At 74.4% G+C, this 16361-nt stretch carries 17 protein-coding genes and 1 riboswitch; of the genes, 11 read left to right on the top strand and 6 right to left on the bottom strand.

Going from position 1 to position 16361, the window contains the following annotated elements:
* Positions 1-4: 4 nt before the first annotated feature.
* The 8 genes from OC439_RS01715 to OC439_RS01680 all read left to right on the top strand — a co-directional run bounded on the left by OC439_RS01715 (position 5) and on the right by OC439_RS01680 (position 7997).
* A complete protein-coding gene (locus tag OC439_RS01715) occupies positions 5-1042 on the top strand; it encodes a glycosyltransferase family 4 protein (protein WP_262011850.1) in 1038 nt (345 codons plus the stop codon).
* Positions 1039-1848: a class I SAM-dependent methyltransferase gene (locus OC439_RS01710; RefSeq protein ID WP_262011849.1), complete on the top strand. Its 810-nt coding sequence runs from the start codon at positions 1039-1041 to the stop codon at positions 1846-1848. The genes OC439_RS01715 and OC439_RS01710 overlap by 4 nt, the downstream gene beginning before the upstream one ends.
* Before the next feature lie 141 nt (positions 1849-1989).
* The gene (locus tag OC439_RS01705) at positions 1990-2886 is read left to right on the top strand and encodes a YbhN family protein (protein WP_262012001.1); all 897 of its coding nucleotides are present in this window, start codon (positions 1990-1992) and stop codon (positions 2884-2886) included.
* A 69-nt stretch (positions 2887-2955) separates the two neighbouring features.
* A complete protein-coding gene (gene ribA, locus OC439_RS01700; RefSeq protein ID WP_262011848.1) occupies positions 2956-3585 on the top strand; it encodes a GTP cyclohydrolase II in 630 nt (209 codons plus the stop codon).
* On the top strand, positions 3582-4271 hold the full coding sequence (locus OC439_RS01695) for a RibD family protein (RefSeq protein ID WP_262011847.1): 690 nt from the start codon (positions 3582-3584) through the stop codon (positions 4269-4271). The genes ribA and OC439_RS01695 overlap by 4 nt, the downstream gene beginning before the upstream one ends.
* Before the next feature lie 107 nt (positions 4272-4378).
* A complete protein-coding gene (locus tag OC439_RS01690; protein WP_262011846.1) occupies positions 4379-6058 on the top strand; it encodes an extracellular solute-binding protein in 1680 nt (559 codons plus the stop codon).
* The gene (locus OC439_RS01685; protein ID WP_262011845.1) at positions 6055-7080 is read left to right on the top strand and encodes an ABC transporter permease; all 1026 of its coding nucleotides are present in this window, start codon (positions 6055-6057) and stop codon (positions 7078-7080) included. Before OC439_RS01690 ends, OC439_RS01685 begins: the two co-directional genes overlap by 4 nt.
* On the top strand, positions 7077-7997 hold the full coding sequence (locus tag OC439_RS01680) for a carbohydrate ABC transporter permease (RefSeq protein ID WP_262011844.1): 921 nt from the start codon (positions 7077-7079) through the stop codon (positions 7995-7997). Before OC439_RS01685 ends, OC439_RS01680 begins: the two co-directional genes overlap by 4 nt.
* Before the next feature lie 13 nt (positions 7998-8010).
* On the opposite strand, the gene OC439_RS01675 is transcribed toward OC439_RS01680, so the two are convergent.
* The 4 genes from OC439_RS01675 to OC439_RS01660 form a co-directional block, all read right to left on the bottom strand.
* Positions 8011-8751, bottom strand: a complete 741-nt coding sequence (locus OC439_RS01675; RefSeq protein ID WP_262011843.1) for an amino acid ABC transporter ATP-binding protein — start codon at positions 8749-8751, stop codon at positions 8011-8013.
* A complete protein-coding gene (locus OC439_RS01670) occupies positions 8748-9524 on the bottom strand; it encodes an amino acid ABC transporter permease (protein ID WP_135240538.1) in 777 nt (258 codons plus the stop codon). The genes OC439_RS01675 and OC439_RS01670 overlap by 4 nt, the downstream gene beginning before the upstream one ends.
* A gap of 38 nt (positions 9525-9562) precedes the next feature.
* A complete protein-coding gene (locus OC439_RS01665; protein ID WP_262011842.1) occupies positions 9563-10417 on the bottom strand; it encodes an ABC transporter substrate-binding protein in 855 nt (284 codons plus the stop codon).
* 110 nt (positions 10418-10527) lie between these two features.
* Positions 10528-10653, bottom strand: coding sequence for a hypothetical protein (locus OC439_RS01660; RefSeq protein ID WP_013286752.1), 126 nt, complete (start codon positions 10651-10653; stop codon positions 10528-10530).
* Positions 10654-10686: 33 nt separating this feature from the next.
* A riboswitch (SAM riboswitch) is annotated at positions 10687-10797 on the bottom strand.
* 128 nt (positions 10798-10925) lie between these two features.
* Between OC439_RS01660 and OC439_RS01655 the strand changes: the two genes are divergently transcribed.
* Entirely contained in the window at positions 10926-11378 is a 453-nt protein-coding gene (locus OC439_RS01655) for an EVE domain-containing protein (RefSeq protein WP_262011841.1), read from the top strand.
* A gap of 1 nt (position 11379) precedes the next feature.
* On the opposite strand, the gene OC439_RS01650 is transcribed toward OC439_RS01655, so the two are convergent.
* The gene (locus OC439_RS01650) at positions 11380-13935 is read right to left on the bottom strand and encodes a hypothetical protein (RefSeq protein WP_262011840.1); all 2556 of its coding nucleotides are present in this window, start codon (positions 13933-13935) and stop codon (positions 11380-11382) included.
* On the bottom strand, positions 13932-15266 hold the full coding sequence (locus OC439_RS01645; RefSeq protein ID WP_262011839.1) for an SWIM zinc finger domain-containing protein: 1335 nt from the start codon (positions 15264-15266) through the stop codon (positions 13932-13934). Before OC439_RS01645 ends, OC439_RS01650 begins: the two co-directional genes overlap by 4 nt.
* 59 nt (positions 15267-15325) lie before the next feature.
* Here OC439_RS01645 and OC439_RS01640 point away from each other — a divergent pair, with 59 nt between their 5' ends.
* Together OC439_RS01640 and OC439_RS01635 are read left to right on the top strand one after the other, a co-directional pair.
* Positions 15326-15868 (top strand): GNAT family N-acetyltransferase, encoded by a 543-nt coding sequence (locus OC439_RS01640; RefSeq protein WP_194799155.1) that lies wholly within the window; start codon positions 15326-15328, stop codon positions 15866-15868.
* Positions 15869-15906: 38 nt separating this feature from the next.
* Positions 15907-16317 carry a hypothetical protein gene (locus tag OC439_RS01635; RefSeq protein ID WP_013286745.1) on the top strand — a complete coding sequence of 137 codons (411 nt, stop codon included), beginning with the start codon at positions 15907-15909 and terminating at the stop codon, positions 16315-16317.
* Positions 16318-16361: the final 44 nt, after the last annotated feature.

Genomic DNA, 16361 nt, shown 5'->3' with positions numbered 1-16361 from the left:
CCGGATGACAGTCGTCCACGTGGTGCTGCCGGGCGACATCGACGACCCGGCGGACCCCAGCGGCGGCAACGCCTACGACCGCCGGGTCTGCCGGGGTCTGGCCGCGCGTGGCTGGACGGTACGCGAACACCAGGTACCCGGCGGCTGGCCGCATCCGGGGCTTGGGGAACGCGCCGACCTGGCCGGGCTGCTCGGCGGGCTGCCCGACGGCGTACCGGTGCTGCTCGACGGCCTGGTCGCCTCGACCGTGCCGGACGTGCTCGCCCCGCACGCCGCGCGGCTGCGCCTGGTGATCCTGGTGCACCTGCCGATCGAGGGCGAGACGGAGGCACGGTCACTGGCGGCGGCCACCGCAGTGGTCGCCACCAGCGCGTGGACCCGCGACCGGCTGCTCGACCGCTACCGGCTGCGCCCCGAACGGGTGACTGTCGCGCCACCCGGCGTCGACCCGGCGCCCGTCGCCGACGGCACGCCCGGCGGGGGACGGCTGCTCTGCGTCGCCGCGGTCACCCCGGTGAAGGGCCACGACGTGCTCGCCGCCGCGCTCGCCGAGGTGGCGGACCTGGACTGGACCTGCGACTGGGTCGGTCCACCGGACCGGGACCGGGCGTTCGCCGACCGGCTGCGCGGGCGGCTCACCGCTACCGGTCTCGCCGGCCGGGTCCGGTTCACCGGTCCGCGCACCGGCCCCGACCTGGCCGCCACGTACGCGGCGGCCGATCTGCTGGTTCAGCCGTCGCGGCGGGAGACGTACGGGATGGTGGTCACCGAGGCGCTGGCCCGGGGCGTACCGGTGCTGGCGAGCGACACCGGCGGCCTGCCGGACACGCTCGGGCACGCCCCCGACGGCGACCGGCCCGGCCTGCTGGTGCCGCCGGGCGACCCGGGCGCGACCGCCGCGGCGCTGCGCCGCTGGCTCACCGACCCGGGCCTGCGGGACCGGCTGCGCCGCGCCGCCCGGCAGCGGCGGCACACCCTCACCGGCTGGACGGTCACCGTGGACCGGCTGGCGACGGCACTGAAGGAGGCGACCGCGGCATGACCACCTCACTCCCGCCCGGCTTCGCGGACTGGCTGCGACTGCGCGAGCCGGCCGACGCGGCGGCCCGCAGCACCGAGCTGGCCGACGCGGTCCGCGATCGGCTGCCCGCCGGCCGGCCGCTCGTCGTGCACGACCTGGGCAGCGGCACCGGATCGATGGCCCGCTGGCTCGCGCCCCGGCTGCCCGGCCCGCAGCGCTGGGTGCTGCACGAACGCGACGCGGACCTGCTGGCGCTGGCCCGGGCCGGACGGCTCACCGCCGCGGACGGCGCCGAGGTCACCGTGACCACGCGCGGCTCCGACGTCACCCGGCTGACCGCCGCCGACCTGGCCGACGCCCACCTCATCACCGCGTCGGCGCTGTTGGACATGCTCACCGCGGAGGAGGTCGAGCGGATGGCGGCCGCCTGCGCCGGCCACCCGACGCTGTTCGCGCTGACCGTGACCGGACGGGCCGAGTTCACCCCGCCGGACCCGCTGGACGCCGAGCTGACCGCGGCGTTCAACGCCCACCAGCGCCGCACCGTCGACGGCCGGGTGCTGCTCGGGCCGGACGCCGTGGACGTCACGGTGGCCGCCTTCCGCCGCCACGGCGTCGGGACGCTCGTGCGGCCGACCCCGTGGCGGCTCGGCCCGGAGCAGGCGGAACTGGCCGCCGAGTGGCTCACCGGCTGGGTCGACGCGGCGATCGAGGAACGACCGCATCTGTCCGGGCCCGCCGCGACGTATCAGAAGTGGCGGCTCGCCGAGGCCGCCGCCGGGCGGCTCGACGTGGTGCTGCACCACGCGGACCTGCTCACCGGCTGAACCGAACCGGGTGCTGGCACGTGACAACCGGTGGGAACGAGGGAGGACCGTTTGTCACACGTCGCCGTCGCCGGACCCGTACCGGCTGTCACACCCGCGCCACCGCGCCGGGCTCGGCCGGGCGGAGCCTGGCTCCGCCCGCTGCTCGGGCTCGCGGTGCTCGCCGCGCTCGTCGCGTCGGTGGGCACCGGCCCGTTCCTGGCCGGGTTGCGGCTGATCGACGCGCCCGCGCTGGCCGCCGCGCTCGGCATCGGCGTGATCACCACCGTCTGCTGCGCCTGGCGCTGGTCGCTGGTCGCCGGTGGGCTGGGCGTGCGGCTGCCGATGCGCGCCGCGGTGGCGCACTGCTACCGGGCGGTCTTCCTCAACTCCACACTGCCCGGCGGCGTGCTCGGCGACGTGCACCGGGCGGTTCGGCACGGCCGCGACGCCGGGGACGTGGCCCGGGGCGTGCGGGCGGTGGTGTGGGAGCGCACCGCCGGGCAGGTGGTGCAGGTGGTCATCGCGGTGGCGCTGCTCGCCGCGTTCCCGTCGCCGGTACGCCGGTACCTGCCGGCGCTGGCGGCAGTGCTCGCCGTGGTCGCGCTGGCGCTGGTGCTCGCCGCCCGCGCGGTGCCCCGCTCCGGGGCGTCCCGCTTCGCCCGGGCCGCCCGGACCGCTGTCGCCGACGTCCGCTCCGGCGTGCTGGGCCGCCGGACCTGGGCCGGCGTGGTGGTCGCCTCGACCGTGGTGTTCGCCGGTCACCTGGCCACGTTCGTGGTGGCCGCTCGCACGGCCGGCACGGACGCGCCGCTGTCGCACCTGCTGCCGCTGACGCTGCTGGCGTTGCTGGCGATGGCGGTGCCGCTGAACGTGGGTGGTTTCGGGCCGCGCGAGGGGGTGGCCGCGTGGGCGTTCGCCTCGGCCGGGCTGACCGCCGCGCAGGGTGTGGCGACCGGCATGGTGTACGGCGCGCTGGTGCTGGTGGCCAGCCTCCCCGGCGCCGCGGTGCTGCTCGCGCGGCGGCTGCCCCGGCGCGAGCCCGGCAACTGTCGGTGATCCCGCCTACGGTGGGGGAGCGAGGTGTGCGTCGCCGGGTCCGCCCGGCGACCGGACGACAGGAGAACCATGGACGAAACGCTGCCCACCGCGACGGTCCGGACCCGCGTGACGGTTCCGCTCCGGTTCCCCGACGGCTACGTGACCACGGCCCGCGTGCACACCTTCCACGGTCTCGTCGACGGCCGCGAGCACCTGGCGTTCGGTCTCGGTGAGCACGCCGACGCCGACCCGCCGCTGGTCCGCCCGCACAGCGAGTGCCTCACCGGGGACGTGTTCGGCAGCCAGCGCTGCGACTGCGGCCCGCAGTTGCGCGAGGCGGTCGAGCGGATCGCCCAGGCCGGCGGCTACCTGCTCTACCTGCGGCAGGAGGGGCGCGGCATCGGCCTGTACGCCAAGCTCGACGCGTACGCCCTGCAGGACGGCGGCCTCGACACGTACGAGGCGAACCTGGCGCTCGGGCGCGGCGCGGACGAGCGCGACTACACGGTGGCCGCGCAGATGCTCGCCGCGCTGGGCGTGGACCGGGTGTCCCTGCTCAGCAACAACCCGGACAAGGCGGCCCAGCTCGAGCGGCTGGGCGTGAAGGTGGCCGACCGGGTGTCCACCGGCGTGCACCTGTCGCCCGCCAACGCCGGCTACCTGGCGGCCAAGGTGACCCGCGCCGATCACGCCCTCGACCTGCCGTTCGTGCCGTGACCACCCGCCCGTACGTGCTGCTCAGCTGCGCGATGTCGATCGACGGCTACATCGACGACGCGAGCACCGAGCGGCTGCTGCTGTCGAACGACGACGACCTGGACCGGGTGGACGCGACACGGGCCGGTTGCGACGCGATCCTGGTCGGTGCGGCCACCGTGCGCCGCGACGATCCCCGCCTGCTGGTGCGCAGCGAGCACCGGCGCGCCGAGCGGGTGACGCGCGGGTTGCCGCCGTCGCCGGTGAAGGTGACCGTCACCGGCAGCGGCGACCTCGACCCGCGGGCCCGGTTCTTCACCGCGGGCGACGGGCTCAAGCTGGTGTACTGCCCGAGCGGCGTGGTGGACAAGGCCCGCGAGCAGGTGGGCGCGGTGTCCACTGTCGTCGACGCGGGCGATCCGGCCACCGCGGAGGCGGTGGTGGCCGACCTGGCCGGGCGCGGGGTGACGCGCCTGATGGTGGAGGGCGGCGGCTCGATGCACCGCCAGTTCCTCACCGCCGGCCTGGCCGACGAGTTGCACCTGGTCGTGGCGCCGTTCTTCGTGGGGGACGGGCGGGCGCCGCGCTTCGTCGGGGACGGCCGCTTCCCGTGGCACCCGGGCCGTCGCGCCCGGGTGGTCGAGGTACGCCAGATCGGCGACGTGGTCCTCACCCGGTACGCGCTGTCCGACCGCTGCCCGGCCTGACCGTCGTGTCGATGCGGTCCGCCCTTGTGCAAGCTCACGGTCGTGATTAGTTTGTTGACCATCCATACGAACTAATCCGCTGCGCTTCCCTTCCCGAAGGGGGACCGATGACCGCGCACCACCCCGACCCGGGCTCCTCCCGCCGCCGCTTCCTCGGCCTGGTCGGCCTCGGCGTGGCCGCCACCGCCACCGGCCCGCTGCTCGCTGGCTGCTCGGAGAAGCCGGCCGGCTCCGGCGCCGCCCAGAACCTCGACGCCGTCTCCGGCCTGCTGCCCACCCGCAAGGACCTGCCCGGCGGCATCAAACCCGACATCACGGGTACGCGTCCGGTGCCCGACGGCTACACCAGCTACCCGGCGAACCTCGTCGACGCCATCACCGACAAGCCCGGCACCAGCGGCAAGCAGGCCACCGCGATGACCCCCGCCTGGGGTCCGGCACCGCCCGGAGCCGCGCAGAGCGCCTACCTCCAGGCCGTGAACGCCGAGCTGGGCGTACCAGTCAACTTCACCATCCAGGACGGCAACACGTACGCCGACAAGCTCAACGCGATGCTCGGCGCGCGGGACGTACCGGACCTGCTGTGCGTGCCGGGGTGGGAGGTGGAGAAGATCCCGCGCTTCGCCGAGGCGATCAAGGTGCTCTTCGAGGACCTGACCGACCACCTCAAGGGCGACGCCGCCGCCGCGTACCCGATGCTGGCGAGCTTCCCCACCGGGGCCTGGCGGCGTGCGGTGTGGAACGAGCGGATCATGTCCGTGCCCAACCCCACGGACGGCCCGTTCCCGTGGGCGCTGTTCACCCGCAAGGACGTGCTCGACGCCCGCGGCCTGGGCGTGCCGGCGAACCTGGACGACCTGCTCGCCGCGGCCAAGCAGGTCACCGACCCGGCGCGCAAGGTGTGGGCGTTCAACGACGTCTTCGCCATGATCCAGATGTTCCACAAGGTGCCGGGCCACAAGGGCGGATGGCGGGTCAAGCCGGACGGCACCCCCGAGTTCAAGTACGAGACCCCGGAGTTCCGCCGCGCGCTGGAGGTCATGGCCAAGATCTACGCGGACGGCCTGGTCCACCCGGACATCATGGCCAGCAAGGGCGCGGACGCCAAGCAGCTGTTCGCCAAGAACGGCGCGATCGTCTTCCTCCAGGACGGCGTCGGCTTCTGGCAGGGCGCCCAGGCCGAGCACCAGAAGACCAACCCGAAGCTGAACATCCAGCCGGTGCCGATCTTCTCCGCCACCGGCGGCGACCCGCTGGTCTGGGGCGACGACGAGCCGATCTCCTACACGTTCGTCAAGAAGGGCCTCGGCAAGGACCGGGTCCAGGAACTGCTGCGGATCATCAACTGGTGCTCCGCGCCGCTCGGCAGCCAGGAGGCGCAGCTGCGAGACTTCGGGGTCGCGGGCAAGCACCACACCCCGTCACCGAACGGTCCCGTCAAGACCGACCTGGCGTTCAAGGAGATCGCCAACCAGTACTTCTTCATCAGCGGCCGCAACCCCACCATCGGGCCGTTCCCGGACACCCCGCGCTTCGTGCCGGACGTGCTCGCGTACTCCAACGAGATGGTCAAGCACATGGAGCCCAACCCCTGGGCCGGGGTGAAGCTGGAGATGCCCGCGGCCTACAAGGCCAACCAGGTGCCCACCGAGGACAAGTTCACCGACGTGCTGCGCGGCCGCCGGCCGCTCAGCGACGTGGACGCCATCGTCAAGGAGTGGAAGGCGAACGGCGGCGAGGAGGCCCGCAAGCTGCTCGCCGACTCGCTGCCCAAGGAGGGCCGGTGAACGAGCCGGCCGTCCTGGCCGGGCCCGAACGGGCCCGGCCGGACGCGCCGGCCCCACCCGGCCGCCCGCCCCGACGCCGCCCGTCCCGCCGCCGGGTGCCGCTGCGCACCCGGCTGCGCCGGGACTGGCAACTGCTCGCCATGGTGGCGCCCGGCTTCCTCATCCTGCTGATCTTCAGTTACCTGCCGATCGCCGGCAACGTGATCGCGTTCCAGGACTACAACCCCTACCTGGGCGACAACCCCTGGCAGGCGTTCCTGCACAGCGACTGGATCGGCTTCGGGCAGTTCCAGCTGCTGTTCGACGACCCGGCGTTCTGGGACGCGTTCCGCAACACGCTGGCGATCACCGCGTTCCAGCTCGTCTTCTTCTTCCCGCTGCCGATCCTGCTGGCGATCGCACTGCACAACCTGCTGTCCAGCCGGCTGCGCGGGCTGATCCAGACGATCGTCTACCTGCCGCACTTCTTCAGCTGGGTACTGGTGGTGACGTTCTTCGTCGCGATGCTCGGCGGCGCCGGGCTGCTCGCCCAGAGCATGCGCGAGGCCGGGATGCAACCGTGGAACGTGATGACCAACCCGGACACGTTCATCGTCCTGGTCACCGTCGAGGCGGTGTGGAAGGACGTCGGCTGGGGCACCATCGTCTTCCTCGCCGCGCTGTCCACCATCGACCAGAACCTCTACGAGGCCGCCGCCGCGGACGGCGCCGGCCGGTGGCGGCGGCTGTGGCACATCACGCTGCCCGGCCTGCGCCCGGTGATCGTGCTGCTGCTCATCCTGCGGCTGGGCGACGCGCTCTCGGTCGGGTTCGAGCAGTTCCTGCTGCAACGCGACGCCGTCGGCCGGCAGGCCGCCGAGGTGCTCGACACCTTCGTCTACCACTTCTCCATCGCCACCGGGAACTACGGCTACGGCGCCGCGGCCGGACTGTTCAAGGCCGTCATCGGGCTGGTTCTCATCCTGGCCGCGAACCGCGTGGCGCACATGCTCGGCGAACGAGGGATCTACTCGAAGTCATGACCACGCTGATCCGCCGGGCCGCCGGCGACCGATCCCGCCGGCCGGTGTGGCAGGAACCGCCCACCCCGGTCGGCCAGGGGCTCAAGGCCGTCCTGCTCACCGTGCTGGTGGCGGGCGTACTCTTTCCGCTCTGGGTGATCCTGGTGACCAGCCTCTCCTCCCGGGAGACCATCGCGCGGGCCGGCGGTCTGGTGGTCGTGCCCCGGGGCATCGACACGTCCGCGTACGAGACGATCTTCGCCGGCGGTGCGGTGACCCGGGCGCTGTGGATCAGCACGCTGGTCACCGTCTTCGGCACCGCCATCGCGCTGACCGTCACCGTGCTCGCCGCGTACGGGCTGTCCCGGCCGGGCTCGCTGGGCCACCGCTGGCTGCTGGCGTACTTCCTGATCCCGTTCCTGGTCTATCCGCCGCTGGTGCCGCGCTACCTGGTGGTCACCGGGCTGGGCCTGAAGGACACCATCTGGGCGCTGGTCCTGCCGCCGGCGATCAGCGTGTTCAACCTGGTCGTGGTGCGCGGGTTCTTCCAGGGCATCCCGTCGGAACTGCTGGACAGCGCCCGCATCGACGGCGCGAGTGACTTCCGGACGCTCGCGCGTATCGTGCTGCCGCTGTCCCGCGCGGTGATCGCCGTGGTCGGCCTGTTCTACGCGGTCAGCTACTGGAACGTCTGGTTCGACGCGTTGCTGTTCATCGACCGCAACGACATGTACCCGATCCAGCGGGTGCTCCAGAGCTACCTGCTGGCCGGGCAGGCCCCGCACACCTCCGGCGGCAGCAGCGGGGTGACCATGCCGCCGACCGAGGCGGTCAAGATGGCGGTGGTGGTGCTGACCGTCGCGCCGATCGTCGCGGTCTACCCGTTCATCCAGCGGCACTTCGTCAAGGGCGTGCTGATCGGCGCGGTGAAGGGCTGAGGCCGCGGGTCTGTCACAGCACCTGGGACAGGAAGCGTCGCAGTCGTGGGTGCTCCGGCGCCTCGAACACCGCCTCCGGTGGCCCGGCCTCCAGCACCACGCCCGCGTCCATGAACGCCACCGTGTCGGCGACGCTGCGCGCGAACCCCATCTCGTGGGTGACCACGACCATCGTCATCCCGGCGGCGGCCAGGTCCGCCATCACCGCGAGCACGCCCTTCACCAGTTCCGGGTCCAGCGCGCTGGTCGCCTCGTCGAACAGCATCACCTGCGGGCGCAGCGCGAGCGCCCGCGCGATGGCGACGCGCTGCTGCTGGCCGCCGGAGAGCTGCGCGGGCCGCGCGTCCGCCTTGCCGGCCAGGCCCACCAGGTCGAGCTGGGCGCGGGCCAGCGCCACCGCCTCGTCCTCGCTCATCTTCTTGAGTTTGCGCAGCGCCAGCGTGATGTTGCGCAGCACGCTCAGGTGCGGGAACAGGTTGAACTGCTGGAACACCATGCCGATGCGCTGGCGCAGCGCGTCCGGGTCGTCGCGCAGCACGCTGCGCCCGTCCAGCAGCACGTCACCCCGGTCCGGCTCGATCAGCCGGTTGATGGTGCGCAGCAGCGTCGACTTGCCGGAGCCGGACGGGCCGATCACGCAGGCCGCCCTTCCCCGGGCCACGTCCAGGTCCGCGCCGCGCAGTACCCGGTGCGCGCCGAAGGCCAGGTGCACGTCGCGGACGGCCAGGCTGACCGAGGTCGTGGTGGTGGTCATCGCGGGTCCTTTCCGGACGGGGTGAGATCCGCCGGCTCGGCGTCGGGCTCGGGCTCGGGCGGCGCGGCCGGGCGGCCCTGCCGCAGCCGCCGGTCCAGCCAGTTGACCGCGTGGGTCAGCGGCACGGTCAGCACCAGGTAGAACAGCCCGGCCAGCAGCAGCGCGGACTGGTTGCCGGTGTTGGCCGCGTAGTCCTGCCCGATCCGGAACAGCTCCCGCTGGCTGGCCAGCAGGCCGAGGAAGTAGACCAGGCTGGAGTCCTTGATCAGCGCGATGAGCTGGTTGACCCAGGCGGGCAGGACCCGGCGTACGCCCTGCGGGATGATCACCAGGCGCATCGCCTCGCCCCAGGAGAAGCCGAGCGCCCGCGCGCCCTCCAACTGGGCGGCCTCCACGCTGAGGATGCCCGCCCGGAAGATCTCACCGAGGTAGGCGGCGGCGATCAGGGACAGCGCCAGCACGCCCAGCGGATACGGGTTCGGGCCCCACACCTGCATGCCGAGCGGCGCCAGGCCCACGCCGATCAGGAGGATGGTCGCCGCGGCCGGCAGGCCGCGGAACACGTCGGTGTAGACCCGTGCCGGCCACCGCAACCATCGGGTACGCGAGATGCCGGCGACGGCCAGCAGCATGCCCAGCACCGAGCCGAGCAGGGCGGCGGAGACCGCCAGGGTGAGCGTGTTGGGCAGCCCGACGGTGAGCATCTCGGGCAGCGCCTCGCGCATCGAGTCCCAGTCGAAGAACGTCTCCCACAGCGTGCTCAGTGGATCCATGTCCGCTCCGTCCGCCCCGCTCGTGCTCGGTTACCGGTTCAGGAGGCGGCCGACGGCGACGGCACCGCCACCGACCCGCTGCCCGGCTTGAAGTCGGCCGGGATCGGCCGCCCCGGGTAGTACTCGGCCTGCAGGCGGCTCCACGTGCCGTCGGCGATGACCTCGTCGAGGCCCTTGTTCAGCGCCTCGCGCAGCTTGTCGTCGCCCTTCGCCACCGCGTACGCGGTAGGGGTGGGGCTGAGCTGCTTCGCCGCGACCTTGATCTTGCCGTTGCTGTCGGCGGCGGACTTGTCGCCGATCTCGGCCGGGGCGATCCAGGCGTCAGCGGTACCGGCCTTGAGCTGGTTGATCGCGCTGTTGTAGTCGGGCACCCGCACCGGGTCGAGGTTCTGCTTGGTGGCGTAGTCGTCCTGCACCGTGCCCTGGACCACCACCACGCGCTTGCCGGCGAGCTGGTCGAAGCCGGTGATCGAGGAGCCGGCCGGCACGTCCAGGCCGAAGTAGCCGAAGTCGTAGCCGTTGCCGAAGTCCACTGTCTTCTTGCGCGCCTCGGTGATCGTGATCGAGGAGCTGCCCACGTCGAACTTGCCGCTGTTGACCTGCGCGAGCAGGCCGGAGAAGTCGGTGCCGACGAACTCCACCTTCAGGTCGATCTTGGCGGCCACGGCACGCAGCAGCTCGTTGTCGAAGCCGGTGAACTCACCGTCCTTCAGGAAGACGTTCGGCGGGGCGTCGGTGAGCGTGCCGGCGCGGATCACGCCGGGCTGGAGCAGGCCGTACGGGTTGTCGGCCGCGGCGGTGTCGTCGTTGCCGCAGGCGGTGAGCGCGGTGACGGCGAGCAGGGCGGCCGCGCCGACGGCGGCGGCACGGGTCAGGACGGTACGGAAACGCACGATGTCTCTCCAGAGTGGATGGACGCGCGCGGTGCGCGTCGACGCCGGCCCGCCGGACGGACGGCCGGGCCGGAGAAGGGTGGAACGGGGAAAGGAGGAGTGGCGTTCGCTCAGCGCGCGAGGCGACAGGCGTCGCTGCACACCCGCATCAGGTCGACGTGGCGGCGCTTGACCAGCGCGAAGCGGGCCGGGTACGCGGCGACGTCGCCGGACGGGGTGGAGGGTGGTGCGGACATCGGTCTCCCTGGTCTGTTGCTGACCTGGGTGCCAGGCCACGCTTGCACCGGCGGCTGCCGGTGCCTGGTCTTCACCCGGGGCACCCCACCGCGGAGGAGGGTTGCCGGCCAGCGAGCCGGGGCTTCGCGCTGGCGCTCATGACCTGCCCAGAAGGCTAGCAGCACCGCCGCGGCGGTCGTCCAGCGGTTATGACCACCCTCACGTGGCCCCCGCACCGGCGGGCCGGGACGCCTGCCGCGCGGGTGCGGCCGGTGAGCCGCAGAATGGGCGAATGAGCGACCGGCGGGTGGCAGTCGACGACCTCGGTGCGTGGTTGATCAAGGGGAACGCGGACGCGGTGGACCTGACGGCCCGCTTCGTCGCCGACCCGCGCGTCACCGGCTGGTGCGTCCGACCGGGTTACCGGGTACGGCTGATGCGCGCCGGTCAGCCGGTCGTGTTCTGGGCCAGCGGCAGCAGGGGCCGGGCGCCGTACGGCGTCTGGGGCGTCGGCCGGATCGCCGCCCCGCCGGAGCCGGGTGCGCCGGGCGAGGCGTGGACCGCGCCGCTGGACCTGACGATCCTGGACGAGCCGCTGCGGGTACGCCGCGAGGTGCTGCGCGCCGACCCGCGGCTGGCCGGCGCGGAGGTGCTCCGGCAGCCGCAGGCGGCGAACCCGTCCTACCTGACAGTGGCCCAGTTCGAGGCGCTGCGCGCCTACCTGCCCCGCGACATCGGCACCTGACTCAGGCGGCCAGGGTGGCGGCGAGCCGGCGGGCCTCGGCGACCAGTCGGCTGCCGCCGCCCCGCTCCACCACGTCGGCCAGTCCGGGTACCTCGATCCGGACACCCGTCGCGGTCGCCGCTTCCGCTGCCACCGCCAGCAGGTCCGGCGTGCCCCGGGGCGGCGTCGGCGCGGTCAGCAACGGCGGCAACGCCGCGGCGAGCAGCCGCCACACGCTCAGCGGAGCACCCGCCGCCACCGCGTCGCGCAGCGGCGTGACCGCCCGGGTCAGCGTCACCTGCCCGCCGGCCGCCAGCGTGCCGAGGTGCCCGCCGGTCGCCGGCGCGTCCAGGTCACCGGCGGCGGCCAGGATCAGCACCGCGTCGAGCGCGGCCACCCGGTCCGCCTCGTGGCGGGCGCACAACCCGTAGGCCAGCGCGAGGTCGAGGGCCGGTCCGCCCGCGCCCGTGCACTCGGCCAGCACCGGCAGGGCGGCGGCGTGCCCGAGGGTGTCCTCCTGCGCCGCGCCGGCCACCTCGGGCAGCAGGTGGGCGGCGACCACGCCCCGGTGCCCGGGCAGGACGGCCGGCCAGACGTCACCCCAGCCGTCGGTCCACCGGCCGATCGGCGTGGGGGTCAGGGTGAGCAGGCCGAGCCGGTCCTCGACGCCGTCCGGCGGGGTGAGCGCGACGAGCGTCCGGCCCTCGGGTAGCCGGTCGTAGCCCCAGTCGTACCCGGCCGACCGCGCCCTCCGGCCCACCGTCACCACCTGCTGCGCCGGGGCCGGCACGGCGGCGCCGCGCAGCCAGCGGGCCAGCTCGTCGCCGGCCGGCGTGCGCAGCGCCGCGGCACGTTCGGCAAGTGGCCCGTCGACGCCGGCCGGCAGGCGCAGCAGGGCCTGCGCGAGATCCCAGCGCCACACCGGACGGTCACCCAGCGCGGCCAGCCGTTCGTAGAGCGCCACCGGCTCGATCGCCCCGGTGACCGAGGTCGGCGTGGACAGCAGGCCCGGGTCGTCGCGGCCGTCCAGCCGCTGCCCGATCTCGGCCAGGCGGGCGCAGGCGAGCTGGACGGGCGCGGGCCGGCGTGTGGCCGGCACCGGCGGACCACCCCGGAACGGGAGCGGCGCGCGTGGGCGGGACTCGGTCAGCAGCGTGCTCCACTGGTCGCGGCGGGTCGCCGCCTCGGCGTCGCCGCAGACGGCCAGCAGGAGCCCGTGCATCTGGATCGAGATGTTGAACACCGACCAGGGATGGTCGTACGCGCCGACCTGCTCGCGGCGTACCACAGGCAGCAGCGCCGCCGCGAGCCGCTCGCGGTCGGCGGTGCCGAGCCGGACCAGGCCGTCCATGACGCGTTCCGCCGTCAGCGCGGGCCAGCGCCGGCCGAGCGACGCCGCGATCTCCTCCACCAGTTCGTCCACGTTCTGGATCGGCGGCGGCGCGGCCGCCGCCGGCAGCGGCGGCGGCAGGTCGTCGCGGGCCTCGGCCACAGTGGCCAAGGCCACCGGCCGGTGACCGTGGCGCGCCGCCAGCGCCAGCGCCCGCTCGCGCAGGCCGGCGTCGGGATGGCCAGCCGCCACGGCGAGCACCGCGCCGATCTCCGCAGCCTGGTCCGGGTGCTGCCGGGCCAGCCGGTCGAGCCAGGACACCTGCGCCCGGACCAGTGCCTTCTCCGGCCGGGCCAGCACCGTCCGGGCGGCCTCCCACAGCGCCTCCGGCTCGGCGGCGTCACCGGCCTGCCGCAGCGTCCGCTGGGCGGCGCGGGCCACCGGCCCGGGACCGTCGGCGAGCAGCCGCAGATAGGCGCTCGACCGCACCGCCACCTCGTCCGGGGTCGGTGCCAGCAGGTCGTGCAGGACCAGGAACGGGCGCAGTGCGTCCGGGCGGTCGCCGCGCAGCAGCCGGCCGAGGACGCCGTTGAGCAGGACCGCCCGGTCGAGCCGGCCCTCCGCCGCCAGCGCCACCAGCGCCCGGGGCAGCGCATCCGAGTCCGTGCCCGCGCCGTCGCCGCGGGCCAGTTCGGTGCCCACGCCGTCCACCTCGAACAGGCGCGGCAACAGCGCGTCGAGGAACGGGTCCGCGCGCAGCCGGTCCACAGTCGGCAGGCGCGTCCCGCGCGGATCCGGCCAGCCCTGCGCCGCGGCCCAGCCACGCACGAAGTCGTCAGCGGTCGGCGGCGGCGCCTTCTCGGCCAGCAGGAGGCCGGCGACGAACCGCCAGCCCGCGACCATCCGGTCCCGGGGCAGCCGGTCGGCCAGCTTGTACGCCACGTCGGGCAGCCAGGTCACCCCGCGCTCCCGGGCGACGTCGACCACCGGCGCCGCGTCGACGCCGCTCAGCCAGACCGAACGGCGGCCGAGCAGCGCGGCCACCTTCGTCGGCGTGCTCAGCGTGCCCACCGCTGCGACCGCCAGCGTCGCCGCCTCGCCCTGCCACCACCAGGCGTCCCGCCTGCGGCGCACATCGGCGACCAGCTCGTCGCCGAGCGCCCGCCGGGCTGGCTCGTCCAACCCGGCCAGGGCCGACCGGACCTGCGACATCCGGCCGTGCACCACCGCCTCGACGAAGCCGGTCACGACAGCGCCCCCACCGGCGCCGCGACCATCGACACCGCCAGCGCGTGCCGGCACGGCCCCCGCTGCCCGCGGTGCCGCGCCCACCAGCGGCAGGAACAGGAGTACGCGCCGTCCGGGTGCCGTCGTACCCGGTAGGTCTCGGCGTCGGTGCGGACCGTCGCGTCCTCGCCGTCGCGCTCGACTGCGCCGCGCTCGACCAGCGCCCGCGCGCCGACCAGCCGTGGGTTGTCCCGCTCCGCGCGGCCCGCGTCATAGGGCATCACCCGGTGGAAGTACGCCCCGTCCGCCACGTCGTACCCGACCCGCCCGGCGGTGCCCAGCTGGGCGAGCGCGGCCCGCACCCGCTCGTCGGGCAGCGCGGCGGCGTCGGCCAGCGCGGCCACGTCGATCGCCGGATCCCAGTTGAGCAGCGCGCCCACCAGCTCCGCGTCGTCGACCACGTCGTCACCGGCGAGCGCCGCCAGTGCGGCGCCCTCACCGGAGAACCCCCGGTACGGCTCGGGGGACAGCGTCAGCGACACCCGCAGCGCCCCTGTGTCCAGCTCCCAGGTGCTCGGCACGGCCGGCGACCCGGCGCGCACCGCCGGGCCGTACACCCGCAGGGTGCGCGCGTGGCGCAGCACGCCGCGCAGCGCCGCGAGCCGGCCCGCGCCGGCCAGGCAGACAGCGCCCGGCACCGGGCGGGAGGTCAGCCGCAGAGTACGCCCGGCGGGCACCGCCCACAGCACACTGCGGTCGTTCGCGGCAGGCAGCCGGCGCAGGAACGCCGCCGCCTCCGCCGCCGCGATCTCGGCGCGCGGCTCGAAGCCGGCGGTGAGCACGTGCACCTCGGCGAAGCCGCGCAGCCAGCGGCCGGGCAGCGGCACCTTCCGCTCGACCACCGAGCCGTCCATGGTGGAGACCGTCAGGTCGTCCGGGCCGACCGCCACGTGCAGCGGCTCGATGCCACCCACCCGGGCCAGCGCCTCCCGCAGCGGCGGGTTCACATCCACGTTAGTGGTGCCGTGGCCGCTGATCTCCCCGTCCAGCCCGGCCGGCAGCACGTCCATCCGCGCGTACACCCCGCAGCAGCCGGAGAACGACTCGAACCGCAGGCGACCGCGGCTGCCGGTCACCACCGGGTCCAGGCTGGCCGGGTTGACCGGCTGGTGGTAGCGGGTGCGGGCCACCTCGGCGACGGCGAGCAGCCCGGCCGCCGACGCGGCCGCGGCGGTGAGGAACCCGGCGAAGAAGCGCGGGTTGGCCGCCGGGCCGCCGCAGGTCTGCAGATCGAGACCGGCGGCGCGCAGCGCGGACGGCTGAAGGTATCGGTACGTCTGGACGGCGTTCACGGCGCAGACCGTAGAGGGACCGACCGACAAAAGTGGGACGGTCCTGCTAGCTTCCTCGGATGTTCGCCCACGCCCTCACCGACGACGCCGAGCTGCGTCCACTGTCGCCCTGGCACGCCGACGAGTTCCTGGCCAACCTCGACCGCTGCCGCGACCACATCTCGCCCTGGGTCGGCGCGTCCTTCGTCGCCACCGACGCCGCGTCGGCCCGCAAGGTCCTCCAGGCGTACGCCGACCGGTGGGCCCGCGACGACGGCGGCATCTGGGGCATCTGGCAGCGCGGCACGCTCGTCGGTGGCGTGCTGTTCGTGTCGCTGAGCACCGAACGCGGGGTGTGCGAGGCGGGCTGCTGGCTGGAACCCGGCGCCGAGGGGCAGGGCCTGGTCACCCGCGCCGCCCGCTTCGTCATCGACTGGGCGGTGCGGGAGCGCGGCATCCACCGCGTCGAGTGGGTCACGAAGGCCGGCAACGACCGTAGCGTCGCCGTGGCGCGGCGGCTCGGCATGAGCCGCGACGGCGTCATGCGCGGCGCCGCACCGACGCCCGACGGCCGCGCCGACCTGGAGGTCTGGTCCGTGCTGGCGCCGGAGTGGACCGGCTGACCGCCGAAATTGTCGTACCCGGACGTGAACATCTGTCCATGGCTGTCCCCGCACTGGCCGACCGGTCCCCCCAGCCGCGCGCCCTGCCGCTGCGCGAGGTCCGCACCCGGCTCACCCAGCTCGTCTCCCTGGCCGAGCTGACCGACACCGTCACAGTCGTCACCCGCGACGGCGATCCCCGGCCGGTCGCCGCGATCGTGCCCGCGTCCGCCGCCCGCACCGGCGCCCAGGCGCGCGCGGACGCCGAACGCGTCGCCGCGATCAGCGCCGGCTGGGCCCGCCGCCTGGAGGAGTTGCACCGGCAGTCCAGCCGGCGGCACGCCGCCGAGCTGCGGGCGCTGGCCGACGCGCTCGCCGAGGCGTGGGCCGAACTCGACCGCCGCGCGCCGGCCGGCGACGCGGCGCTGACCCGGCTGCGCGCCGCGCACGCCGACCTGCTGCGCCGCTGACCCGTGGCGTCCCGCCGGTGTACGCGGGACGCCACGGCGTGCGG

The organism is Micromonospora sp. Mcm103, assembly GCF_024519755.1.
In the GTDB taxonomy this organism is placed as follows: domain Bacteria; phylum Actinomycetota; class Actinomycetes; order Mycobacteriales; family Micromonosporaceae; genus Micromonospora; species Micromonospora aurantiaca.
The sequence above is the reverse complement of the archived record's forward strand: the minus strand, read 5'-3'. Positions and strand labels throughout refer to the sequence as shown.